At 41.3% G+C, this 25,959-nt stretch carries 20 protein-coding genes; 14 read left to right on the plus strand and 6 right to left on the minus strand.

Features of this window, described 5'->3' with window-relative positions; genetic code table 11:
* Positions 1-32 precede the first annotated feature (32 nt).
* From L1D51_RS15865 to L1D51_RS15895, 7 genes are all read left to right on the plus strand, one after another.
* Positions 33-1,331, plus strand: a complete 1,299-nt coding sequence (locus L1D51_RS15865) for an oligosaccharide flippase family protein (protein WP_275669198.1) — start codon at positions 33-35, stop codon at positions 1,329-1,331.
* A gap of 63 nt (positions 1,332-1,394) precedes the next feature.
* Positions 1,395-3,122 carry an SLC13 family permease gene (locus L1D51_RS15870; protein ID WP_239964142.1) on the plus strand — a complete coding sequence of 576 codons (1,728 nt, stop codon included), beginning with the start codon at positions 1,395-1,397 and terminating at the stop codon, positions 3,120-3,122.
* A 347-nt stretch (positions 3,123-3,469) separates the two neighbouring features.
* Positions 3,470-3,817, plus strand: a complete 348-nt coding sequence (locus L1D51_RS15875) for a four helix bundle protein (protein ID WP_239964144.1) — start codon at positions 3,470-3,472, stop codon at positions 3,815-3,817.
* A 42-nt stretch (positions 3,818-3,859) separates the two neighbouring features.
* Positions 3,860-4,459 carry an adenylyl-sulfate kinase gene (gene cysC / locus L1D51_RS15880; RefSeq protein ID WP_239964146.1) on the plus strand — a complete coding sequence of 200 codons (600 nt, stop codon included), beginning with the start codon at positions 3,860-3,862 and terminating at the stop codon, positions 4,457-4,459.
* A gap of 100 nt (positions 4,460-4,559) precedes the next feature.
* Positions 4,560-5,516 carry a DHHA1 domain-containing protein gene (locus L1D51_RS15885; protein ID WP_239964148.1) on the plus strand — a complete coding sequence of 319 codons (957 nt, stop codon included), beginning with the start codon at positions 4,560-4,562 and terminating at the stop codon, positions 5,514-5,516.
* Between the two features lie 260 nt (positions 5,517-5,776).
* Positions 5,777-6,685, plus strand: coding sequence for a UTP--glucose-1-phosphate uridylyltransferase GalU (gene galU, locus L1D51_RS15890; RefSeq protein ID WP_062566026.1), 909 nt, complete (start codon positions 5,777-5,779; stop codon positions 6,683-6,685).
* Positions 6,686-6,969: 284 nt separating this feature from the next.
* Complete coding sequence (locus L1D51_RS15895; protein ID WP_239964150.1) at positions 6,970-9,108, plus strand: YjbH domain-containing protein; 2,139 nt, start codon at positions 6,970-6,972, stop codon at positions 9,106-9,108.
* A gap of 85 nt (positions 9,109-9,193) precedes the next feature.
* Here L1D51_RS15895 and L1D51_RS15900 read toward each other — a convergent pair whose 3' ends face one another.
* From L1D51_RS15900 to L1D51_RS15915, 4 genes are all read right to left on the minus strand, one after another.
* Positions 9,194-9,541 carry a four helix bundle protein gene (locus tag L1D51_RS15900; protein ID WP_239964152.1) on the minus strand — a complete coding sequence of 116 codons (348 nt, stop codon included), beginning with the start codon at positions 9,539-9,541 and terminating at the stop codon, positions 9,194-9,196.
* A 40-nt stretch (positions 9,542-9,581) separates the two neighbouring features.
* Positions 9,582-10,985, minus strand: a complete 1,404-nt coding sequence (locus L1D51_RS15905) for an MBL fold metallo-hydrolase RNA specificity domain-containing protein (protein WP_239964154.1) — start codon at positions 10,983-10,985, stop codon at positions 9,582-9,584.
* A gap of 383 nt (positions 10,986-11,368) precedes the next feature.
* Complete coding sequence (locus L1D51_RS15910; protein WP_239964156.1) at positions 11,369-12,448, minus strand: phosphotransferase enzyme family protein; 1,080 nt, start codon at positions 12,446-12,448, stop codon at positions 11,369-11,371.
* A gap of 41 nt (positions 12,449-12,489) precedes the next feature.
* Positions 12,490-13,377 carry an NTP transferase domain-containing protein gene (locus L1D51_RS15915; protein ID WP_239964158.1) on the minus strand — a complete coding sequence of 296 codons (888 nt, stop codon included), beginning with the start codon at positions 13,375-13,377 and terminating at the stop codon, positions 12,490-12,492.
* A gap of 630 nt (positions 13,378-14,007) precedes the next feature.
* Between L1D51_RS15915 and L1D51_RS15920 the strand changes: the two genes are divergently transcribed.
* The 5 genes from L1D51_RS15920 to L1D51_RS15940 all read left to right on the plus strand — a co-directional run bounded on the left by L1D51_RS15920 (position 14,008) and on the right by L1D51_RS15940 (position 22,271).
* A complete protein-coding gene (locus L1D51_RS15920) occupies positions 14,008-14,481 on the plus strand; it encodes a DUF721 domain-containing protein (protein ID WP_235377800.1) in 474 nt (157 codons plus the stop codon).
* 727 nt (positions 14,482-15,208) lie between these two features.
* Entirely contained in the window at positions 15,209-17,917 is a 2,709-nt protein-coding gene (gene secA / locus L1D51_RS15925; protein ID WP_055022436.1) for a preprotein translocase subunit SecA, read from the plus strand.
* A 62-nt stretch (positions 17,918-17,979) separates the two neighbouring features.
* Positions 17,980-18,381 (plus strand): 8-oxo-dGTP diphosphatase MutT, encoded by a 402-nt coding sequence (mutT, locus tag L1D51_RS15930; RefSeq protein ID WP_239964160.1) that lies wholly within the window; start codon positions 17,980-17,982, stop codon positions 18,379-18,381.
* 483 nt (positions 18,382-18,864) lie between these two features.
* A complete protein-coding gene (locus tag L1D51_RS15935) occupies positions 18,865-20,937 on the plus strand; it encodes a M13 family metallopeptidase (protein WP_239964162.1) in 2,073 nt (690 codons plus the stop codon).
* An 887-nt stretch (positions 20,938-21,824) separates the two neighbouring features.
* Positions 21,825-22,271 (plus strand): REP-associated tyrosine transposase, encoded by a 447-nt coding sequence (locus L1D51_RS15940; RefSeq protein WP_239964163.1) that lies wholly within the window; start codon positions 21,825-21,827, stop codon positions 22,269-22,271.
* Positions 22,272-22,384: 113 nt separating this feature from the next.
* Here L1D51_RS15940 and yjgA read toward each other — a convergent pair whose 3' ends face one another.
* Positions 22,385-22,906, minus strand: a complete 522-nt coding sequence (gene yjgA, locus L1D51_RS15945; RefSeq protein WP_054563425.1) for a ribosome biogenesis factor YjgA — start codon at positions 22,904-22,906, stop codon at positions 22,385-22,387.
* 137 nt (positions 22,907-23,043) lie between these two features.
* On the opposite strand from yjgA, the gene pmbA reads away from it, so the two are divergent.
* Complete coding sequence (pmbA, locus tag L1D51_RS15950) at positions 23,044-24,381, plus strand: metalloprotease PmbA (RefSeq protein ID WP_055021365.1); 1,338 nt, start codon at positions 23,044-23,046, stop codon at positions 24,379-24,381.
* A 130-nt stretch (positions 24,382-24,511) separates the two neighbouring features.
* Positions 24,512-24,928, plus strand: a complete 417-nt coding sequence (locus tag L1D51_RS15955) for a VOC family protein (protein ID WP_054563313.1) — start codon at positions 24,512-24,514, stop codon at positions 24,926-24,928.
* 271 nt (positions 24,929-25,199) lie between these two features.
* Here the strand turns inward: L1D51_RS15955 and L1D51_RS15960 are convergent, their stop codons facing one another.
* Positions 25,200-25,859 carry a LiaF domain-containing protein gene (locus L1D51_RS15960; RefSeq protein WP_239964164.1) on the minus strand — a complete coding sequence of 220 codons (660 nt, stop codon included), beginning with the start codon at positions 25,857-25,859 and terminating at the stop codon, positions 25,200-25,202.
* Positions 25,860-25,959 lie beyond the last annotated feature (100 nt).

Below are 25,959 nucleotides of genomic sequence, written 5' to 3' on the forward strand. Positions count from 1 at the left end.
CTTTCAATGTATATTTGTAGATTAACTACCTCATGATAGTAAAAATAAAAAAATCATTGAAAGATGCTGAGCATAGGCATACAGCTATAAATGCTTTTTTAGCACTCACCATTAGAATACTGGGTGCTGGTATGGCATTTTTGTTTAATTTAATTATTGCAAGGCAGTTGGGTGCTGAGCAGTCTGGCTATTTTTTTCTTGCGCTTGCTTTGGTTATGTTACTGTCTGCAGTAGCTAGACTTGGCTTTGACAATACTGTATTGCGCTTTACATCAGCAGATGCAGGTAATGGCCATACAGTAAAGGCAATATTAAACTTTGCACTTAAATATGTTCTGCCAGTAGCATTTATTTTTACTGTCATTGCTTATGCATTTGCATCTTTGCTTGCTGAAATTGTATTTAAGAAGCCTGAGCTAACTGATACTTTAAAATTAATTGCCCCTGCAATAATAGGTTTGAGTATTGTATTTTTAGTGGCAATGAGCTTACAGGCTCGCCATAAGCTTGTTGCTAGTATCCCGTGCCAAAACATTGCTCATTTGATGTTATGTGGCGCGGCAGTTGTTGTATTTTCGGCTAAATCAGCAAGTGATGCGGCGCTTTATCTAAGTTTGTCGTTAGGTGTGTCATCATGTTTTTTTTATTGGTTGAGCATTAAAAACTTAAATAATAATGGTGAAAAGCCAGACCCTCAACAACTTTGGCATAGCGCAAGGCCTAACTGGGTCATAATAATAATGAGTCAAGCAGTACAGTGGAGTGCACCTATAATCATAGGCGTATTTTTAGTGGCAGAGCAGGTTGCTTTTTTTAGCGTTGCCCAGCGTATTGCACTCTTAACTTCGTTTATATTAATGGCGGTAAATTTGGTTGTTGCACCCAAATTTTCGGCCTTTCATGCTAAGGGGGATGATGTTGGCATTCGCAAGACTGCTTTGTTCTCTGTGCGGTTATTAGTATTAAGTGCGTTACCCATAGTGCTTTTTATGTTGCTGTTTCCTGAATTTTTAATGGGCCTTTTTGGTGAAGAATTTAGGCAAGGAGCGCTAATTTTACAGGTTTTAGTTTTAGGGCAAGCGGTTAATGTAGTGACGGGGTCTGTTGGTTATTTACTAATGATGAGCGGCCACGAGCGCGATATGCGTTTAGTCACACTCATTAGTGGTTTTGGTGTTTTAATCAGTGCACCTATTTTCACTAAGTTGTTTGGCGCTGTTGGTGCAGCGTCTGCCACTGCATTCTTTATTAGCTTGCAAAACTTACTCGCCGTTTATTTTGTTAAAAAACGATTAGGCTTCAATACCTTAATGTTTTGGCAGAAGATATGATTTGGCGAGCTACGAGCTACGAGCTACGAGCTACGAGCTACGAGCACGAATAAGGATGCTTGAATGATTTTACAGCAATGGTTGATAGTGGTTATATTTATTACAACCATTGTAGGCTTAATAAAATTTCAAAAATTTCCTGAGCGTGTATTTGCAGCTGCTTGTTTAGCCTGTTTTGCCACTAACCTAGTTTCTACCGAACAGCTTTTGAATAATGCAGTTAACCCAGGGTTAGTTACCTTGTTGCTATTAGTGGTGTGTGCATTCGCTTTTGAGCGCACCAGCTTTTTACGCAAACTAGCTAATGTTTTATTTAATGGCTCTGTGGTTAAGTCTTATGTCAGAACCTTATTGGCAACAGTTGTAGCCTCTGGTTTTTTAAATAATACCGCGGTGGTAGCTACTTTAATTAGCCCGGTTAAAAAAAATAAACTCATTGCCCCTACCAAACTTTTACTGCCCCTTTCTTATGCCGCCATTTTAGGTGGTACACTCACGTTAATTGGCACCTCAACTAACTTAATTGTTAACTCTATGCTGATTGAACGCGGTGCCGAGGGATTTAAATTTTTTGATTTTTTACCTATTGGCTTAGCTGCCGTGGTTGCTTGTGTATTGGTAATGGCACTCACAATTAATCGTTTAAAAGGTAAAATCTGTAAAGATGAAACCTCTAGCGATTATTTTGTTGAAGCTAAAGTGAATAACGGCTCACCGCTAATAGGTAAAACCGTTGAACAAAATGGCTTACGTAGCTTAGAGTCACTATTTTTGGTTGAGGTAGTTCGCGATAACCGCTTAATTTCGCCCGTAGCGCCAACGCAAATGATCCGCGAAGGCGATAAACTTATTTTTTCGGGCGATGTCACTAAAGTGCTGGTGCTGCAGCAATTTGAGGGTTTGAGCTTATTTGCAGAGCAAGATGGTTTATTGCGCGATAACTTAACCGAAGTAGTTATTAAACCGGGTGCTGCTGTGGTAGGTAAAACGTTAAAAACGGCAGGCTTTCGTGCACGCTTTGATGCCGCCGTAGTTGCAGTGCGCCGCGAAGGTGAGAAGCTCTCGGGCAAGTTGGGCGATATTACCATTCAAAGCGGCGACTTTTTGATTCTTGCAGTTGGCCCTGACTTTGCTAAACGTACTAACTTAACTAAAAACTTTTTTATACTGAGCGGTGTCAAAGCCGATAACATGCTTAAAGGCTTAAAAGAGCGTATTGTTACTTGGGGCTTTGTGGCAACCATTGCGGGCTCGTTAATTTTTGATATTAGCTTATTAAAAAGCTTTATTTTTTACCTAGCCGTGCTGGTGGGTTGCCGTTGTTTATCGCTAAACGAAATTAAGCGACGATTTCCGTTAGAGCTTTGGCTTATTGTAATGAGCGCTTTAACATTAGCTACAGCCCTAGATAATTCAGGTGTATCTAAACTAATAGCCGAGCAAGTCGAAGGCTTACTTGCCGGGCAAAGCGTTTATATAGCCTTTATTGGTGTATTTTTACTTACTCTATTATTTACAGAGTTAATAACAAATAACGCAGCTGCAGCGCTTACATTCCCTATTGCATTTACCATAGCTCAAGGCTTAGGCGTAAGTTACATGCCATTTGTACTTGCAGTAGCCTTTGCCGCGAGTGGCAGTTTTATTAGCCCTTACGGCTACCAAACCAATCTAATGGTTTACAATGCCGGCAATTACAAACTAACCGATTTCATAAAGTTCGGCCTACCGATCTCAATCACCTACAGCCTAGTGGTACTGACCCTGATACCCGTGTTTTTTCCGTTTTAGGTATAAGGCGCTAGGTACTAGGGGCTAGGTAATAGGCGATAGGCGCTAGGCGTTAGCTAGAAATATGTCTTTAGGCTCTAGGCTCTGGGTTTATTTTGCGATAAGGTTTAGTAGTGAATGGATTTCACTTAATGGCGAAGGGACTAATTATGAAATTTGAACAAATGGATGTGTGGAAGAAGTCATTACGATTAGCATGTGAAATATACAAATATAAAGTTCTGCCCATCGTTCCTTATCACATACCTCTCAGTATTCTAAAGTAAATGCACTGTGTTTTACGTTTTAAATCGAACTTTATAGAGGTAAGATATTAGAAGTCAGATATCAGAAGGAGCTGAGCTGCGATGAATTTTGAAAAGTTAGATGTTTGGAAAAGAGCTGTTAAATTAAGTGCAGAAATTTATAAAACCACTTCTCAATTAAATGATTATGCTTTCAGGAGCCAACTTACTCGTTCAGGCCTTTCAGTGCCAAGTAATATTGCAGAGGGAGTCTGTAGAGACAGCTTTGAAGAAAAGAGTCGCTTTATTGATATTGCGAGAGCTTCTTTAGCTGAAGCTAGAACTCAAATTTACATTGGTTCAGAGGTTGGTTATATAGAGCGTGAAGTTGCTTTAAGCTGGATTGCAGAGTCAAAAGAGTTAGCTGCTATGCTGACAAGTTTAAAGAATCGTTTTGACTCTGAAATCTGAAATCTGAAATCTGAAATCTGAAATCTGAACCCAAGAGGTACCATGACCGAGAACATTGTATGGCACGATCAAACTGTTTCGCGTGCTGAAAAAGAACAACATAAAGGGCATAAGCCGGTATTACTTTGGTATACAGGATTAAGTGGCTCTGGTAAGTCGACTATTGCGAATGCGGTTGAGGCTAAGTTATTTGAATTAGGTTGCCATACTTATTTGCTTGATGGCGACAATGTACGCATGGGCTTAAACAAGGGCCTTACTTTTAGCGACGAAGATCGTATTGAAAATATTCGCCGTATTAGCGAAGTAGCTAAGCTGTTTGTTGATGCGGGCTTAATTGTATCAACGGCATTTATTTCACCGTTTAAAGAAGATCGTGCACGTGCTCGCAGCATTATGAACCAGGGTGAATTTGTAGAAGTATTTATCGATACGCCATTAGAGGTTTGTGAAAGCCGCGACCCTAAAGGTTTATACAAAAAAGCCCGTGCTGGTGAGATCCCTAATTTTACAGGTATCAGCTCTGCGTTTGATATACCAGAGCAACCAGAGATTCATGTAAAAACAGCAGAGCAAAGCATTGTGCAAAGCGTTGAGCAAATTATTGGTTATTTACGCGAAGCTGGGATTATAGAAATCTAGAGCCAGAAACCAGACGTCTAAAATCTGATATCTAACCCCTGACGTCTAACTTCTGACCTCTAACATCTATAATCTGACTTCTATTATTCTTTGAGATTTTATGAACTACGATATTTTTAACGGTGATGCCGATGGCATCATCGCACTGTTACAGTTGCAGCTCGCTAACCCTGTTGAAAGCGTGAAAGTAACCGGTGTTAAACGTGATATTCAACTACTAAAAAAAATTACCCCAAAAGCTGGTGATAATATACGTGTACTTGATATTTCGATGGAAAAAAACATGGCAGAGTTGCACGACGCCCTATGCGTAGGAGCACGTGTTATGTATGTAGATCATCATAAAGCGGGTGATATTCCAAACCACGCTAACCTCTTTGCTCATATTAATTTAGACGCAAACATGTGTACGAGCTTAATTGTGAGCGACCTTATCGAAAAACAATATCATTTATGGGCTATTACAGCTGCTTATGGCGATAATTTATTTGCAAAAGCCGATAGCGAAGCCGATAAACTAGGCTTAACAGAGCTCGAAAAGTCACAACTTAAAGCATTTGGTACCTATATTAACTATAACGGCTATGGCAGCAAGGTGGCCGATTTACACTTTGCTCCAGAAGATTTATTTAACGAGCTACTAAAATATAAGTCACCTCTTGATGCCATTAACGACAGTGAGTCGGTTTATTACGTATTAGAAAAAGCTTACAAAGCTGATATGCAAAAAGCGGCTGACGCTAAAGTCTTACATAATTGCGATACAGCAAAGGTTATTTTACTTGATGATGCCCCATGGGCGCGCCGTGTAAGTGGCGTATTAGGTAACGACCTTGCTAACCAAGCACCTAATAAAGCCCATGCAGTGCTTACCTATAATAACAAAGGCAGTTATACAGTAAGTGTAAGAGCACCACTCAATAATAAACAGGGCGCTGTTGATGTATGCAGCCAATTTGCCACCGGCGGCGGCCGCGCAGCAGCGGCAGGTATTAATGAACTAGAGCAACAACAAGTTGAACAGTTTCTTACTACTCTAGTTAATTTTTATAACTAACCCCTTGCTAGTGGCACCCCAGCCACTAGCTTGTGATCTGACTTCTGACTTCTGACTTCTGACTTCTGACTTCTGACTTCTGACTTCTGACTTCTGACTTCTGACTTCTGACTTCTGACTTCTTTATTTCATTCATCCTCCGTCAATATTATTACTGCTAACTTGGTTATAAATCTTTTTTTACTATTGCGCAAAATGAGTTAATAACTCATACTTTGTAATTATTTATTCTTATCACTACACTTAAGGGACTAAACATTATGAAAGCTGTCATTCCTGTTGCAGGCCTTGGTACACGTATGTTACCGATGACAAAGGCAATTCCTAAAGAAATGCTACCTCTGGTTGATAAACCGCTTATTCAATACATAGTAAACGAATGTGTTGCTGCGGGTATTAAAGAGGTTGTACTCGTTACTCACAGCTCTAAAAATGCCATTGAGAACCACTTTGATACCAGCTTTGAGCTTGAAGCAACCCTCGAAAAACGCGTAAAGCGCACCTTGCTTGAAGAGGTGCGCTCTATTTGCCCTGCTGATGTAACCATTATGCACGTACGCCAAGGCGAGGCTAAAGGATTAGGCCATGCTGTTATGTGTGCAAAGCCAATTGTTGGCGATGACGACTTTGTTGTTGTACTGCCAGACGTAATTTTAGATAGCTATACAGCAGATCAAAAAACCGAAAATATTGCTGCTATGATCAAGCGCTTTAATGAAGTTAAAGCAAGCCAAATCATGCTAGAGCCAGTACCACAAGAAAACGTACATAAATATGGTATTGCTGACATCGGCGGCGTTAAAATTAAAGCGGGCGAAAGTGCGCCAATTAAAACCATGGTTGAAAAACCAAAAGCTGAAGAGGCACCATCTAACTTAGCTGTTGTAGGCCGCTATGTTCTATCTAAAGCTATTTGGCCACTACTTGCTAAAACACCAGCGGGTGCTGGTGGCGAAATTCAGCTTACCGACGCTATTGATGAGCTAATGAAGCACGAAATTGTTGAAGCATTCCACATGAGTGGCCGTGCTCACGACTGTGGCGATAAATTAGGCTACTTAAAAGCGATTGTTGAATATAGCATGCGCGACGAAAACTTAGGTGAAGAATTCACTGATTTTGTAACCGAAATGGTAGCGCCAGCAGAGCGACATTTAAAAGCGGTTTAAGAAGAAGATATTAGATTTCAGAAGTTAGATGTCAGACTCTAGAATTTAGTGGTTAGAAGTTAGTTAATTGCTTTTAACCACTTGCTTTACCCCCCCAAAATAAAATATTGTTAACCTAGCACCTAGCACCTAGCACCTAGCACCTAGCACCTAGCACCTAGCACCTAGCACCTAGCACCTAGCACCTAGCACCTAGCGCTTCGCTATTAACTTCTCGTTTTTCACATCTAATGTTATATTTAATCTAATTTAAGGATTTTTATAATTTTAACTCGGAATAGTTTATGTCTAAGCTTAATGTCTTTTTAGGTAGTGCAATAGCTCTAAGTTCGCCGCTTGTTTTAGCTGAACAAATAAATTCTCATCAATCTTTCGTTGGTTATACTGGCCTTATTAATACCCCAAATGCTGAAGTTCAAGAAAAAGGAGTAATAGGTTTTGGTCATAACAATGAGCTTTTTGATCGCAGTAACCAGTATGTAAAGGGTCATAATTTTATTGTTAGTGCAGGTTTATTTGATGGTTTAGAAGTGAGTGGTCTCATTGCTTCGAATAGTATGCATGACAACCTGTATAGTAAAAAAGGAAGAGGGCAAATAAGAGATTTATCTTTTAATGCGAAGTATCAAATTCCTTATATCCCAGAAGATTGGTTTAACCTCGCTATTGGTGGTAAAGACATTGGCGGGCATATTAATTTTTACGAAACATATTATGCAGTGGCATCAAAAGAATTATGGAGCTTTAGATTTTCTGCAGGTATCGCAAAAAGCAAACGCCCTCATGGTGAGATGGATGGTGTGTTTGGTGGTATAGAGTATCAAGTTTTCGACTGGTTTAGCTTACAAGCAGAGCATGATGCAGAGGCATTTAATGCGGGCGCTAAGGTGTCTATTCCTAAAAAGTGGCTGTATGATATCGGCGAGCTAACCTTTACCAGCCGTTTTTATAGTAATACAGATTACTCTAAAGAGGACACTTATTGGGGCGTTAACTTTAGTATGCCGCTTTCGAGTGAAGATAAACAAAATTATAAAAAAGTTGAAGCAGCCCCTTATGTAGCACCGGTTGCTACACAGCCAACAGCTAAAATCGATGACCATGGCATTGGTTTTATACAAACTGCAATGGCGCCAGAATTAGCTGAACAAGCAAAAGCCCTTACAGTAGCAAGTGTAAAACAAGCACCAACAGCAAATACGCAAAAACTTGCAAGCTCAAGCTTAAATAGCCAAGTAATCGAATTAAAAGAAGCGTTAATTAACGATGGTTTCGAGAACGTAGTGGTGGGTTATAACCTGAATACTGTATTCGTAAACTTTGAAAACTCGGTATTTAACCGCAACGACATTGATGCAATTGGTGTTGTACTTGGCCGTATTGCTGAAAGTGTAACAAATGAAAGCACGCACTTTAACGTACAGCTTTCTAAAACAGGTATTCCTTTAATTGCAATTCAGGGCAAGGTCGATAACTACCGCTTGTTTATCGAAAAAGGTGTAAGCCCAGATTTAAATGTACAGCAAGGCAAAGCAAACATTCCTGAAGGTGTTGTATGGGCCGGTAAAGCAGAGGCAAGCCCTTACTTTAAACCGCGCTTAACCTTGAGCCCTGCTTTATCTAATACTTATGCAACAGAGTTTGGAGTATTTGACTACTCTGTAGGTTTACGTGCTGAGCTTGACGTGCCGCTGTGGCAAGGTGGTGGTATAAAGGTTACCAGCCAAACTATTTTAGATGAAAGCAGCGACTTTGAGGATAACGGCGTATTTGATAATTACAGCCTTGACGAAGGTATTGTAAATGCAATGCTTCATCAAACCTTTGCACTGCCGTATGGATTTTATAACCAAACGCAAATTGGTTTCTTTAAAGACTACTTTGATTACAAAGCCATTATTAACGAGACCGCTTGGTTAAGCCCTGAGGGGCGCCATAAAGTAAGTGCTAAAATTGCTTATTTTGATTATGCAGATTATCGTGCCTCACGTGAGTACGAAACTCTCACATACCAGTACAATTGGGTAGAGCAAGATATTACCCTACATGCTACGGCTGGCAAGTATTTCTATGGTGACAGTGGCGTAAAACTTGAAAGTCGTTTTTGGTTTGGTGATAGCTACATAGCAGTATTCTATGAGGATACAGATGCGCAAAAAGCAGGGGTTGGCTTGAGTATCCCACTTACACCACGTAAAGATATGAAAGTCACACCGTTTGGTCAGTTAAAAGGCCGTGATATATGGCGTGTTGGTCTATCAACGCAAATAGGAAAATTAAACACCTTGGTATTTAACCAAGGTTACGCTCCTTCAACACAAGTCTCTTTAGACAATACAATGTTTAGACGCGGCCGTTTAACTTCGAGCTATATTTATAGCAACCTAGCGCGAATGAAAGAAGCGTATGAGAGTTATAAATAATAGCGACTCGAAGTAACGAGGGGCGAGAAGCGACATACGAGTCAAACATTAGAAGTCAGATATTAGAGGTTAGTGGTTAGAGCCACTAACTTCTATTATCAAACTGTTGTTTTAGACCCGTTAACATGGCCCCTAACTCTTTGGTTTCTAATATCCAATACAATGCTTTTTCACGTTCTAGGTAGCCTATCTCCAGGCCTATATAGATTTGTGTTCTTGTTTCTGCAAGCGAAGATCTCGCGATATCTATAAACCGACTTTTCTCTTTGTAACTTTCACGGCTTACTCCTTCAGCAATGTTGCTAGGAACTGATAAGCCTGAGCGGGTTAACTGATCTCTAAAACCGAAGTCTTTTAATTCATTTGTTGATTTGTAAATTTCAGCACTTAATCGTGCAGACCGTTTCCATACATCTAGATTTTCAAAGTTCATAACTAACTCCTTGTATTGACTAACCACTAACCACTAACCACTAACCACTAACCACTATTTCTACTCTTTCGCCTAACTCAGCTTTAAGCTTTTCTGCTAGCGCTTGTTTGGCTTGCTCATCACCGTGGACGATTTTGATTAAAGTTGGCTTTTTGCGCATGCCGGTGACAAATCTGATTAATCCTTTTTGATCTGCATGGGCGCTGTAGCCGCTGATGGTATGAATTTGCGCTTTAATCATTACTTTTTGATTATCGATAAATACATAGCCGCCGCGAGAGCCGTACTTTTGAATCTCTCGGCCTAATGTTCCTTGCCCTTGGTAGCCAACAAAAATGACATCGGTTGTTTTGTCAGGTAAAAACCGCTCTAGGTAATTAACTATTCTGCCGCCATTACACATACCGCTGGCGGCGATGATTATAGCTGGCTGTTGTTTTGAGGCTAAAAAGTTTATAAGGGCAAGGTGTTCTTGGTGGCTATCAATGGTGTGTAGTTGGTTGAAGTCGAGTGGGTGGCGACCTTGTTTTACGCGTTTTTTTGCTTCGTTATCCCACAGCGCTTTAAAATGTAAATATTCATTTGTGAAATTGGCTGCCATTGGCGAATCTACAATAATTTGCAGTTTATGCCACATAGAGCGCTTGCTTGCAGAATGAATAAGTTGTTCAAACTCATAGAGTAGCTCTTGAGTTCGGCCAATGCTAAAAGCGGGTATGAGTACCACGCCATTATCACCTACGGCACGCTCTATAACCTTTTTAAGAACGGCTACACGCTCTTTTCGATCTTGATGGTTTTTATCACCATAGGTTGATTCAATAACTAATGTATCGGCGCGGTAAGGCGGTTTTGGCGTTGTTAATAATGGCGTGTAAGGTGCACCCAAATCACCAGAAAATACCACTCTATGCGTATTTGGCTTTTTACCTAGCTCAATTTCAACATAGGCAGAGCCTAAAATGTGCCCGGCGCGTTGCAGACGAATTTTATATAATGAGTTTTGCTTGCTTGAGGCTACTTTTTCGGGGCTAAAGTCCACTCCTACGGGAATGCAGTACCATGTGTTGAAATCGAGAGAGACAATCTGTTGTTTTAGTAACTTTAAGCAAGTGCGGATCATTGATTCATCGCGAGTTACACCCACTTTTAAGGCATCTTCAATCACCATAGGTAATAGCTTTGCTGTGGCAGCCGAGGTGAAAATAGGCCCTTTAAAACCTGCAGCAAGTAAGTAGGGTATGCGACCAACATGGTCTATATGGCAATGTGTAACAATCAGTGCTTTTACCGTTGATATATCAAACTCGATAGCTAAGTTTTGTTTACTGTCTTCCCCTTGAAAGAGCCCACAATCAACAAGTACAGAATTTGTATCATCAATAAATAGCTGGTGGCAAGACCCAGTTACGCCTTTCACCGCTCCGTGGTGTTTTATATGCATAATAAACTCCTGATTTTAAGGCTAGATATTATTTTAGTGGTTAGATATCAGAAGTCAGGTTTTTAGTAGTTAGATTTTAGAAGTTAGATATCAGTTGATCTAGAGGGTGGCTTTATTTTTTGTGTAATTAAACAAAGAACTTGCTACACATGAATTGTATTTTTCTTTGCACTAACCACTAACCACTAACCACTAACCACTAACCACTAACCACTAACCACTAACCACTAACCACTAACCACTAACCACTAACCACTAACCACTAACCACTAACCACTATNCCACTAACCACTAACCACTAACCACTAACCACTAACCACTAACCACTAACCACTAACCACTAACCACTAACCACTAACCACTAACCACTAACCACTATATTTTTACCCTTTATTTATCTCTAATATCGCTTTTAACGTATGTTCTTTTTCAAGAATATCGCGATAAAGAGCAAACTGGTTGCGGGCGCGTTCTAGGTTGTGGTTTGCATGTTTGGTGGCAAAGTAATTATCACCATCAATAAAGTCTGTTAAAAAGCGCAGGCCAATCATAAAGGTCATGACTTTGGTGCCTAACCAAAAGCTTTCTTTTTCGGCGTCTGTGATCACATTTTGTAGTGGTTCAACATAACCTTTAACGATGGCGGCGAAGATCTCTTCACGAACACGTACATTATTTAGGTTGGTTGAATCTTCTTGCTCAGGAGAGCAGAAGGTACGCACCATATCGCCAAAATCAAATAACCAATAACCAGGCATACAGGTATCGAGGTCGATGACTGCTTTTGCATCATCAGATTGCGTGCAAAACAGCATGTTGTTGATTTTTGTGTCGTTATGACAAGGTCTTAAAGGAATGTTTCCTTCAAGCTGTTTTAATTCATCAACTAAAGATTGCTGAGCTAAACAAAAATCGATGTCGTCTTGGCAAAGGGCTACACGGTTTACAGGATCTTTTTCGATGACTTTTTTGAAAGCATCAAAGCGCATCGCTAAGTTATGAAAATCAGGGATCACATGATGCAGCTGTTCAGCCTGAAAGTCTTGTAATGCCAGCGCGAATTGTCCAAATGCATTGGCTGCAGTTTGTGCTTGCGAGATAGTTGCTACAACATCTTCACTATAACTGCCGCCAATAAATTCGAGTGCACGCCAAACACCTTGATCGCATTCAACTAAAAAGTCACTTTCGATAGTTGGAACATGACGAATAATTTCGAGGCTGTATTCACCATTGTCGTGTTTTTCACTAAGGTGCTGCTCAATTAGTCGTGCATTTTCAACTAGGTGTTCAGGGTTAGGAAACACATCGGTATTTAACTTTTGCACAACCAAGGCGTTTTCTTCTGATTTAAGTAACATGGTTGTGTTGATGTGGCCATTGCCAATTGGCTTTAGCGTTACGTTATCTGTGCTTAAGCCAAAGTGCTCAGAAAGATAAGTTGCAACAGGATTAGACTTCATTAATTTTCCATTACTTATTTTTTGCAAGAAGAGGCGAGGGTTTAATCGTTTAGCTTACGACGTAACTGACATAAAGTGTGTGCTATTGCATCCAGTTCAGCTTTGTAGGTTACGCCATACCATGGCTCTTGTGCAGTATAAACGGTTACAGCTTGGCGGTTATCTTGAATCGCGAGTTGTATCTCATTTGGTAAATAATACTCTTTCGTGACACCGTTGTCAGTATTTTCTAAAAACTCAATAAAGCCTGTTTCTAAGTCATTAAATAAACTCGGTGTTATTCCCCAAAAGCTCATAGAACCTAGAGCATCATCGGCTATTTTTAACCTATCACCTTGCGGGTTGTTACCCTTTAAAACATTATTTTCGAGTTTAATATCTAGGTACTCGACCACATCAGTTAAATGCTGGTGACTATCAACAGAGCATACACCACGATTTACACCACCTTCTTCGGAGAGCGTATCTTTTATTGGGTAGCCTACCATCGCCCAATTGCTATGCTGCTTGAAGTGCTCATTAATAATTGCAAAAGAAGACTCGCCATAATAGTCATCGGCTGTAATGACAATAGCAGGGTTATTTACATAGGGGTTTGCACAAAGTAATGCATGACCTGTACCCCAAGGTTTTTGTCGTTCAGCGGCTAGGTACTCATAGCCATTTGGCACTGCACTAATTGCTTGCTCAACTAGGATTACTTCGAGCGACTCAGGTAGGCGCGGTAAAATCGTCGCTTCAAACTCTGCACGAATTTTTTTATTAATGATGATCACCGCTTGGCTCACACCAGCTTTAACCGCATCCTGAATACTAAGTTCCATGATGGTACAGCCCAGCCCTGGAATTTCGGCAATTTGTTTGTTTCCGCCAAAGCGGCTACCCAGCCCGCCAGCCAATACAATTAAAGTAAGAGAGTGTTGAGTCATTGCGCAAGTTAAATAAAAAACAAAGGAAAAGTGTACCAGAAACAATCACGCAGGAGGAAGAGAAGCTTTAAGCTGTAAGTTTTGAGCCGAGCGGTGTTGTTTGTGGGCCTTACCCAAAGGCCTACCTCGTAGGAGGTACTTTAGTGCCGAAGTGTTTAGAGCAATTCACGGCTAAAGCCGTTCCCACGTAGGCGTGAAATTTAAGGAGCCGTAAGCCTTCAGCTGCCAGTTTTGAGCCGAGCGGTGTTGAATGTTAGACGCGCCAAGCAAGCGTGACGCCTACGTTTGATGTAGGCGTGAAATTTATTTCGCGCGGTGGTTTTATAATAGGGGTTAGATTTTAGAAGTCGGATTTTTAGTAGTTAGAATTCAGAAGTTAGATATCAGTTGATCGAGAGTGTGGTTTTATTTTTTGTGTAATTAAACAAAGAACTTGCTACACATGAAATGTATTTTACTTTGTACTAACCACTAACCACTAACCACTAACCACTAACCACTAACCACTAACCACTAACCACTAACCACTAACCACTAACCACTAACCACTGTTTTCGAACCTAATAGCTTCATATTTACGTAGGTGGTATATTCTCTTTGTGGTGATTAACCTTTTTAGGTAGACGATTAATGGCAAAAGATAGATACGCGCCAAAAGCTGTTGGCGATATTATGGCGGGCTTGAGTGGTCGCTTAGCATCTTATGCTGGTAAAACCCAAGGCTTGTCTTCTCAACAAACGATTCTTGATGACTTTTTAGGTGAAACGCTTTCGAAAAAATGCCGAGTAAGTAATTACCGTGATGGGACTTTGATGATCGAAGCGGTTTCGGCACCGATTGCACTGCGTTTAAATTACTTAAAAATGGATATGCTCTCGCATTTTCGTGCCGCTGGTATGGTAGAGCTTGGGCAAATTAAAATTACCGCAAACCCACAAGCAACTCAGCGCTTATCGGCAACAAATAAGCCAGAAGAAAAGCCTGTTTCTAAACGTCAAATGAGCGAACAAACAGCCGATTACCTCAGCGCCATCGCCGCAGACGCCCCTCCATCTTTAAAAGCCAAGTTAGAGCGTTTAGCGCAACATGGGCGGAAAAAATAAGTAAAGCCATCAGCTTTCAGCCGTCAGTTTTTAGCCGAGCGGTGTTGTTTGTGGGTCTAGCTCGTAGGAGGTACTTTAGTGCCGAAGTGTTTAGAACAATTCACGGCTAAAGCCGTTCCTACGTTTTGGTGTAGGCGTGAAATTTATTTCGCGCGGTGGTTTTATAATAGGGGTTAGATTTTAGAAGTCGGATTTTTAGTAGTTAGAATTCAGAAGTTAGATATCAGTTGATCGAGAGGGGGGTTTTATTTTTTGTGTAATTAAACAAAGAACTTGCTACACATGAAATGTATTTTATTTTGTACTAACCACTAACCACTAACCACTAACCACTAACCACTAACCACTAACCACTAACCACTAACCACTAACCACTAACCACTAACCACTAACCTGCTTTTTTCTCCCCTGATCTTGATTTTATTCTTATTGTCGCCATATCTATTCAGTAATCTTGTTTTCACCCTTTTTATGGGGTTAGATCAAAGATTATGGCTGATTTTTAAATTTTCTTGCCGAAATTCCATATCTTCATAAACAGAAGGTTTGATGTTGCGCAGACTCTGGTATGATAGCGCACGAAATAAGCGGTGTTTTGAACAGCGTACTGATAAATTGTTAATTAATATGCCCTACATCATGAGCATAAGCGCATATTAATTATCAATTGAAGAAAGTGGGTTAGCTAATGACTAGCTAACAAAGAATATATTGTAACGGTTTTATCATGATATCTAATTTATTTACCAAGATTTTTGGTAGTCGCAATGACCGCACTATTAAAAACCTAAGAAAGACGGTCGCTCTAATTAATGCGCTTGAAAAGCAATTAGAAGCGCTTTCTGATGAAGATTTAAAAGCAAAAACAGCTGAATTTAGAGAGCGTTACGATAACGGACAAAGCCTAGATGACATTTTACCAGAAGCATTTGCTGTGGTACGTGAAGCATCTAAGCGTGTAAATGGCATGCGTCACTTCGACGTACAGCTACTAGGTGGTATGGTTTTACATCAAGGTCGCATCGCAGAAATGCGTACCGGTGAAGGTAAAACACTAACAGCAACATTACCTGCATACCTTCGTGGTTTAACAGGTAAAGGTGTTCACGTAATTACCGTGAACGACTACCTTGCAAAACGTGACGCCGAAACTAACCGCCCATTATTTGAGTTCTTAGGCCTAACAGTAGGTTGTAACGTACCAGGCATGATGCCACAGCAAAAGAAAATCGCTTACGCTGCTGACATCACTTACGGTACAAATAACGAATTTGGCTTTGATTATCTTCGCGATAACATGGCATTTAGCATTGAAGAGCGTGTACAACGCCCACTTTACTACGCCGTAGTGGATGAGGTGGATTCAATCCTAATCGATGAAGCGCGTACGCCGCTTATTATCTCAGGCCCAGCTGAAGACAGCTCTGAGCTTTACATCGAAATCAACAAAATTGTGCCAGACCTAGAGCTTCAAGAAAAAGAAGATGAAGAAGGCGTTGAAGGCGACGGCGATTACACGATCGATGAAAAGTCTAAGCAAGTTCACCTAACAGAGCGTGGTCAAATTAAAGTTGAAGAGCTACTAATTGAGCGCGGCTTAATTCAGGAAGGTGATTCACTTTACTCAGCTTCAAGCATCACATTATTAAGCCATGTGTATGCGGCACTTCGTGCTCACAAGCTTTATCAAAAAGACGTTGATTACGTTGTTAAAGAAAACGAAGTTATCATCGTTGATGAGCACACAGGCCGAACAATGGAAGGTCGTCGTTGGTCAGAAGGTTTACACCAAGCTGTTGAAGCAAAAGAAGGTGTACGCATTCAAAACGAAAACCAAACATTGGCATCAATCACATTCCAAAACTACTTCCGTTTATACGACACGCTAGCGGGTATGACAGGTACAGCAGACACAGAAGCGTTTGAGTTCCAGTCTATCTATGGTCTAGACACAGTAGTAATGCCAACGAACAAACCGATGATCCGTGACGATCGTGCTGATCTTGTGTACCTAACACAAGAAGAAAAGTACGAAGCAATTCTTGCTGATATCAAAGATTGTCAAGAGCGTGGTCAACCGGTACTTGTGGGTACTATTTCTATCGAAAGTTCTGAGTACTTATCGCAGTTCTTACGTAAAGAAAAAATTAAGCACAACGTACTTAATGCTAAGTTCCACGCACAAGAAGCAGACATTGTTGCCGATGCTGGTTTACCAGGCACTGTAACCATTGCAACTAACATGGCTGGTCGTGGTACCGATATCGTGTTAGGTGGTAACTGGAACAGCGAAGTTGAAAAGCTAGAAAACCCAACTGATGAACAAATCAAAGCGATTAAAGATGAGTGGCAAAAACGCCACGATGCAGTAATCGAAGCGGGTGGTCTACATATCATTGGTACTGAGCGTCACGAATCTCGTCGTATCGATAACCAGTTACGTGGTCGTTCTGGTCGTCAAGGTGATGCGGGTTCAAGCCGTTTCTACTTATCAATGGACGACGCGCTAATGCGTATCTTCGCTGGTGAGCGCATGACTAACATGATGCGTAAATTAGGTATGCAACGCGGTGAAGCAATTGAGCACCCTTGGGTTAACCGCGCAATCGAAAACGCACAACGTAAAGTTGAAGCGCGTAACTTCGACGTTCGTAAACAATTACTTGAGTACGATGACGTAGCAAACGACCAACGTCGTGTTGTTTACTCGCAACGTAACGAGCTACTTGAAGAAGGCGATATTTCAGAAACTATCACTGCAATTCGCGGCGATGTGTTAAATGGTGTGATTGACCAATTCATTGCACCGCAAAGCTTAGCTGAAATGTGGGATATCCCAGGTCTTGAAGAACGCTTAAAACAAGATTTCTTAATCGAGCTGCCAATTTCACAATGGCTAGCTGACGATAGCAAACTATACGAAGAGAAGCTTCGTGAGCGTATCGAAGAAGCGGTTGAGCAAGCGTACAAGCAAAAAGAAGAGATGGTAGGCGAGTCTGTACTACGTCAATTCGAAAAAGCGATTATGCTACAAAGCCTAGACCAACATTGGAAAGATCACTTAGCTGCGATGGATCACCTTCGTCAAGGTATCCACTTACGTGGTTACGCACAGAAGAATCCTAAGCAAGAGTACAAGCGCGAGTCGTTCGAGCTATTCTCTGAAATGCTTGAGAACTTAAAAGTCGACGTTGTGGGTATTTTAAGTAAAGTACAAGTTCGCGCTGAAGAAGATGTTGAGAAAGTTGAAGAGCAACATCGTCGTAGCGAAAATGCACCACGTGAATACCAACACGAAGAAGCCGAGCACATCGGTGGCGAAACACCAGAAGGTGCTGTAGTTACACAACGTGCAGAGCCAAAAGTAGGCCGTAACGAGCCGTGTCCTTGTGGTTCAGGTAATAAATATAAGCAGTGTTGCGGTAAATTAAAATAACCAAAACACGGTGATAAAAAGCGACGCTTGCGTCGCTTTTTTTATGATTAAGGAAACAACAAATGACTAAAAAAGTAGTGCATGTTGCAGTCGGTGTTATTTATAAAGATCAGCAATTATTTATTTGTAAGCGCCCAGACGACAAACACCAAGGCGGCTTATGGGAATTCCCTGGCGGAAAAGTAGAGCAGGGCGAAAGCGTATTTGCGGCACTTCAGCGTGAGCTGTTAGAAGAAGTAAACCTAACTGTAAACGCCAGTGAAGAGCTAATGGTTATCGAACATGACTATGGCGATAAATGCGTACGTTTAGATGTGCACATTGTTGATGATTTCACAGGCACGGCCCATGGCGCAGAAGGTCAACAAGGCAAATGGGTTGCACTCAGTGAGCTTGATGATTACAGCTTCCCTGCTGCCAATGTTGAGATCATCGAAAAGATAAAACAGAGGTATGAGCTGTAACAGCCGTCAGCTTTCAGCTGTCAGTTTGAAGCTGAAGTGTGTTGTTTGTAGCTCACCTCGTAGGAGGTACTTTAGTGCCGAAGTGTTTAGAACAATTCACGGCTAAAGCCGTTCCTACGTTTTGATGTAGGCGTGAAATTGTAGCAGCGGGTTTACCCCGCGTTATCTTTTGTATATTGCGCGATATAAAATCGCGCCCACAATGTGACCACTAACCACTAACCACTAACCACTAACCACTAACCACTAACCACTAACCACTAACCACTAACCACTAACCACTAACCACTAACCACTAACCACTTAATACCCCTTCCCACCGCTCAAAAATGCGGCTCATCCTGTTTTGATAAGAATTGTTACATATTCGGTTTTATTGTTTTGCTTGAGAGGTTTATTATGGTGAAAGCGAAAAACTAATGATTAATTAGGTTTGCTAGTTTTTCGATAAATACATCAAAAAATAATTAGTACGGGACTCCCATGAAAAAAGTAACACTTACCGCGGCAAGTATTGCACTAGCCCTCGGTCTTGTTGGTTGTGGTGAAAAAGAACAAGAAACTAAAGCACCAGCAACTGCGGCCGTAACTGAAGGAAAAGCTCCTTTAAATTCAGGCATTGAATTGGCGAACATGGACAAGTCTGTTCGCGCACAAGATGACTTTTACTATCACGTAAACGGCGAATGGTTAGAGAAAACAGAAATTCCAGGTGATAAATCAAACTACGGTTCATTCACTCAGCTTTACGATGATTCGCAAAAAGCGATGAAAGAAGTACTAGAAAAAGCAGCGGCAAATAAAGACGTTAAGCCAGGCTCTGATGAAGCTAAATTAGCTGCATTCTACAACAGCTATATGGACGAAGCAGGCCGTGAAGCGGCTGGCATCAAGCCATTAACACCAGTGCTAGAAAGCGTTGATGCAGTTAAGAACAAGTCTGATCTAGTTGCTTTAATGGCTGAACTTCGCATTAAAGGCGGTAGCCTACCGTTTGGTTGGTACGTAAACAACGACGCGAAAAATTCTAGCGAAAACGCGATGTATGTTTATCAGTCTGGTTTAGGTTTACCAGATCGCGATTACTACCTAAAAGATGAAGAAAAATTCACAAAAATTCGTGAAGCTTACCAAGCATACGTAACAGCTATCTTAAGCAAAGCGGGTGTAGCTGATGCTGAGTCTGCGGCAAAAGCAATTATTGATCTTGAAACAAGCATTGCTGATGCGCAGTGGAGCCGTGTTGAAAGCCGTGATGCAACCAAATCTTACAATAAGATGAGTGTTGCAGATGCAAATAAACTTACTGGCGACTTTGATTTTGCAGCTTACCTTGATGCATCAGGTATCAAAACTGAAGATGTAATCATTCGCCAACCTAGCTACCTAGAAAAATTCGCAGGTATCTACAACGATACAGACTTAGCAACTTGGCAGAACTACCTTAAGTTCCAATTTGTTAGCAACTACGCTCGCCTATTAGATAAAGAGCTAGTAGACCTTAACTTTGATTTTTACAGCACAACACTTCGCGGTGTAACAGAGCAATCTCCACTTTGGAAAAAAGCGGTTGATGCATCAAACGGTGTATTAGGCGAAATTCTAGGTAAAGTATACGTTAAAGAAAACTTCCCGCCTGAAGCGAAAGCGCGCATGGAAGAGTTAGTTGATAACGTTATCAAAGGTTATGCAGTTGCGATTGAAAACCTTGAGTGGATGAGCCCAGAAACAAAAATCGCGGCTAAAGAAAAGCTTGATAAGTTCACACCAAAAATCGGTTACCCAGATAAGTGGAAAGACTATTCTGCACTTGAAGTTAAAGGTGATGACTTAGTAGGTAACTACATTCGCCACAGCGAGTGGGAATATGCAGATATGACTGCAAAACTAGGTAAGCCAGTTGACCGTTCTGAGTGGCACATGACACCACAAACAGTAAACGCTTATTACAACCCTGTGAACAACGAGATTGTATTCCCTGCGGCTATCTTACAACCGCCATTCTTCAACCTAGAAGCTGATGACGCTGTTAACTACGGTGCAATTGGTGCAGTAATCGGCCACGAATTAGGTCACGGTTTTGATGACCAAGGTGCGAAGTACGATGGTGACGGTAACTTACGTAACTGGTGGAGCGAATCAGACCTTAAACAGTTTGAAGAGCGCACAGGTCAGCTAGTTGCTCAATATAACGAGTACAAACCATTTGAAGATGCAAGCGTTAATGGTCAGCTTACATTAGGTGAGAATATTGGTGATTTAGGTGGCTTAACTGTTGCTTATACGGCATACCAGTTATCACTTGGTGATGAAAAAGCGCCTATCATTGATGGCTACACAGGTGATCAGCGTTTCTTCATGGGTTGGTCGCAAATTTGGCGTCGTAAATATCGTGACGAAGAGTTACGTAACCGCCTAATGACAGACCCTCATTCACCAAGCCACTACCGTGTAATCGGTATTCTTTCAAACATGCCAGAATTCTATCAGGCGTTTGATGTGAAAGAAGGCGACAAGATGTATATCAAACCAGAAGATCGCGTAAAAATCTGGTAATTGATTATCGATTATAAAAAGGCTCTGAGTGAACGCTCAGAGCCTTTTTGTTTGGAGCAGTTAGCTTTCAGCCGACATTTGATGTAGGCGTGAAATTTATTTCGCGCGATGGTCGAGTATTGCGTGATGTTTAAAACGCGCTAAGCAAGCATGACGCCTACGGTTTGGTGTAGGCGTGAAATTTATTTCGCGCGATAGTTGTGTATTGTGTGATGTTCAAGATGCGCCAAGCAAGCGTGACGCCTACGGTGATGTAGGCGTGAAATTTATTTCGCGCGGTGGTTGAGTATTATGTGGTGTTCAAGATGCGCCAAGCAAGCGTGACGCCTACGGTTTGATGTAGGCGTGAAATTTATTTCGCGCGATAGTTGAGTATTGCGTGATGTTCAAGACGCGCCAAGCAAGCGTGACGCCTACGTTTGAGGTAGGCGTGAAATTTATTTCGCGCGGTGGTTGAGTATTATGTGGTGTTCAAGATGCGCCAAGCAAGCGTGACGCCTACGGTGATGTAGGCGTGAAATTTATTTCGCGCGATAGTTGTGTGTTGTGTGATGTTTAAGACGCGCCAAGCAAGCGTGACGCCTACGGTGATGTAGGCGTGAAATTTATTTCGCGCGATGGTTGAGTATTGTTTGATATTTCAGACGCGCCAAGCAAGCGTGACGCCTACGTTTGAGGTAGGCGTGAAATTTATTTCGCGCGATAGTTGTGTGTTGTGTGATGTTTAAGACTCGCCAAGCAAGCGTGACGCCTACGGTTTGAGGTAGGCGTGAAATTTATTTCGCGCGGAGTTTTTGTATTGCAAGGTTCAAACATTTTTGGTGTAAATTGGCTAGGTGTGTTTTTAAGTTCTAAGATCAGGTTTTACCTTCAGGATTGATAGGTTTATGTTTTCGTCAAGGAAGAGACTTAAAGGGCGTAACTCACATTCAAATTGCTATTATTCAGTAACTCTTTGTTGTGAGAATCGAGTGCCTATATTTGCCAACTACCTATATGCAGTTGATGCTGCCAAAGCAATATACTATTTAGAAGATAAAGTAGAGACAATCTGCTTTGTCCTCATGCCTGACCATTTACATTGGATATTTCAACTTCGCCCTCAGCAAAACTTATCAGCAGTAATTAAGCTGTATAAAAGCATGGTGACCATGTCTATTCGAAAGAGGAAGGGGCGTAAAGTCGTAGTCTGGCAAAGTAATTTTTATGATCATCAAATCAGAGATGAAAACGACCTAATACAACAAGCTCGATATGTAGTTGCAAACCCTCTACGCGCAAAATTAGTTAAGCACGTTGGCGATTACCCGTTGTGGAATTGTATTTGGTTGTAGGCGTGAAATTTATTTCGCGCGGTGTTTTTGTATTGCGTGATGTTCAAAACGCGCCAAGCAAGCGTGACGCCTACATTTTATGTAGGCGTGAAATTTATTTCGCGCGAAGGAAATCAAAGCATAATCGCATCTTTTAGATACTGGAATAACTCTTTATAAGCTTTGGCTGGCTTTTCTGCTTTAACTTCTTTTGCGGCGCTGCGCACTAATTGGCGCATTTTTTGGCGCTCAAGAGACGGGTATTGATCGATTGTTGAATTGATCAGGTCGTCACCTTGTTTAATCAAATCATCGCGCAGGGTTTCGATTTTGTTCATCAAAACATCGGCTTGATTGTTTTTATTAAGCATGATGTCGATCATCGCTTGGATTTCATCAACGTTTTCTGTGGTACGTAATACTTTTGCGATGTAGTTTAAGTTACGACGGTAAGCATCGCTCTTATCACTTACTTTATCAGAAACAACTAACGCTTCTTTTAAATCGTGATTAAGCGGTAAACGATCGCGCTGCTTTTTCGGCATTTTTGCAATTTCAGCACCCAGACCATGATATTGCATGGCTTCACGTTTTAATTCGCTTTTTGATACGTAAATAATTTCTTCTTCGATAAGTGGCTTTTTCTTCTTCGCCATAAGGATGCTCATTCAGTAAACTTAACTATTCGCTATTATACGCCATTTAGTTAATGATTAATATTAGCTGATGCAGGTCTCGCAGTGTGTTAGCATTCGTTACACTATAAAAAATATCAGAACCTAGGACACACAAGATGAAAGATCCTATTTATCAACACATTTCTGAAGTGAAAGACGCAGTAAGCGAAGTGCTTGAGCATGCAAAAAAATTGGGTGCAACAGCAGCAGAAGCGGCGATGTCGAGCACGTCAGGTTTGTCTGTCAGCACGCGCATGGGCGAAGTTGAAACAATAGAGTTTAACCAAGACGGTGGCTTAGGTATCAGTGTTTATGTGGGTAACAACAAAGGCTCTGCTTCAACAGCCGATTTAAACCCTAAAACATTACGTACAGTGGTCGAAAAAGCCATTGATATTGCAAAGTTCACCTCTGACGACCCATTTAATGGTATCGCTGATAAAGAGTTACTTGAATTTGCACCGCAAGATTTAGATTTATACCACCCGTGGGAAGTTAGCCCTGAGCAAGGTGTTGAGTTTTGTCATCAAGCAGAACAAGCGGCGCTGAATGCCGATGAGCGCATTGTAAATTCAGACGGTGCGAGTTTTTCTTCTCACCAAGGTTTACGTGTTTATGGTAACAGCCATGGCATGATTGCAGGTTACCCGCGTACTCGTCATAGCATTAGTACGATGGTGATTGGTAAAGAAGGCGAGCAAATGCAGCGTGACTCGGCTTATACCATCGCGCGCCATAAAGATGACTTAAATGATGCTGCAAAAGTAGGCCTCGAAGCAGCAACCGAAACCTTGGCTAAGCTTAATAGCCAAAAGCTCGGTACTATGAAAGTGCCTGTAATTTTTAGAGCAGATATTGCTAACTCATTGTTTGGCCATTTAGTGTCGGCGATTGGTGGTGGTGCTCTTTATCGTAAATCGAGCTTCTTGCTTGATAGCTTAGGTACAAAAGTATTCAGCGATTGTGTGAATATCTCTGAGCGCCCGCATTTATTAAAAGGTTTAGCGTCTTCGCCGTTTGATGCTGAGGGCTTAAAAACTGTAGACCGTGAAATTATTCAAGGTGGTGAGCTGCAAACTTACCTATTAGCTAGCTATGCAGCACGCAAACTATCGATGGCACCAACGGGTCATGCTGGTGGTATTCATAACTGGCTAGTTGAGCAAACCCATGCAGATCTAAAAGCACTTTTAAAAACCATGGGCACAGGCTTATTAGTAACTGAACTTATGGGCCAAGGTGTGAACACGGTAACGGGTGATTACTCACGTGGTGCGGCGGGGTTTTGGGTTGAGAATGGCGAAATCCAATACCCAGTAAGTGAAATCACGATTGCTGGTAACTTAAAAGATATGTTTAAGGCCGTTGTGGGCTTAGGTGGCGACATCGAACGTCGTGGCGGTATTCAAACAGGCTCTGTATTGATTGAACAAATGCAGGTTGCAGGTAGTTAATATATATACAACGAATCATTTTTTTAAAGCCTCACTTTTGTGGGGCTTTTTTATTTGAAAAAGTTCTTTACCTAAACTTAACTTGAGGTTTTATCTTGGTGGCAATTTAAAAATAAAAAGGGAAACTACCATGTATTTAGAACACGTAAACCTTGTTGTTAGTAATGTTGATGCCATGCTGCACTTTTATAAAGCAGCATTCCCGCACTGGCGTGTGCGTAGTCAAGGCGATAGCAAATGGTCGGGCAAACCGCGCAAGTGGCTGCACTTTGGTGATGATTACCAATACCTTGCATTAAGCGATAACGGTGAAGCTGAAAACCGTGATTTAGCTGGCCACCAAGTAGGCCTTGCTCATTTTGCTTATGTGACAAACGATATTAATGCCGTAGTTGAGCGTCTTGTTTCGGCTGGTTATGAAATTGATAAACACGGCCCAGAAAATCCATATCGTAAAAATGTATATTTCATCGACCCCGCTGGTTTTGAAGTTGAGTTTGTAGAGTATTTTAGTGATATCCCGAGTGAGAGGAATAATGACTTGTGAGGGAGCTGTCAGCTTTCAGCCGTCAGTTTTGAGCCGAGCATTGTTGTTTGTTGGTCAGGCATTGATTGATGGAATGGTGTTGTATGTAAGACGCGCCAAGCAAGCGTGACGCCTACGGTTGATGTAGGCGTGAAATTTATTTCGCGCGGTGGTTGTAGCAGCGGGTTTACCCCGCGTCATTTATTACCTATTGCGCGATATAAAATCGCGCCTACAATATCTCGCAACTCGCAACTCGCAACTCGCAACTCGCAACTCGCAACTCGCACCTTTACTGCACTTTATTCATCTCTTTCCAACTGGCTTTTAGGCTGTTGGCAAAGCTGATGAACTTTTCTTTCATGGTACGTTTAACTGAAATCTCGACTGAGCCTAGCCATACATTACCTTCAATGGTGATGGTTGGGCCTTGGCCTTTATTTAAGGCGACTGATTTGTTTTCTACGCTGCCAATTACGCTAAATAATTTAGATACCACATTAACATGTTCTGGTACGTAGATTTCGTCGTTACCTAAAATACAGTTCACGTAAATAGTGACATACTGATGTTGGAAAATTGCTTCGCTAAAGTCGAGTTCGATTGAGCCTAAGCAGTTTGTAAGGTGAATTTCTTTTGGTACTACCCATTGGCCGCTGCGCTCATTTGAACCCAAAATACTACGAAGCTGCAGGCTTTCGTTGTCGCTGCTGTGGCTGTAGTGAGGTTTAAATTGCGCATGCTTATGCGATTTGTAGTCAATATCTGCTTTTAGTTCTAAATCAGCAACCAGTTCAACCAATACTTCGTTGCTGGTGGCTGCCATTGCCTGGTCTAGTCGGCGTTCAAATGCTTCGGCTGAAATAACAGCATGACTGTAGTTATAAATGAGTTGATCAATGACTTCTTCTCTTACTTGATCGATTGGGCGATCTTCAAGTTTAACGGCCATGGTAGTTCCCTGTTGTGATTTTAAAGGTGATTTTTTAGTTATTAATTACGAAGCAAGGCTTAGGCCAAAGTTTATTTTAATATAAATCAATGGTTTGTAT

The sequence above is a fragment of the Pseudoalteromonas shioyasakiensis genome (genome assembly GCF_022398475.1).
Lineage (GTDB): Bacteria > Pseudomonadota > Gammaproteobacteria > Enterobacterales > Alteromonadaceae > Pseudoalteromonas.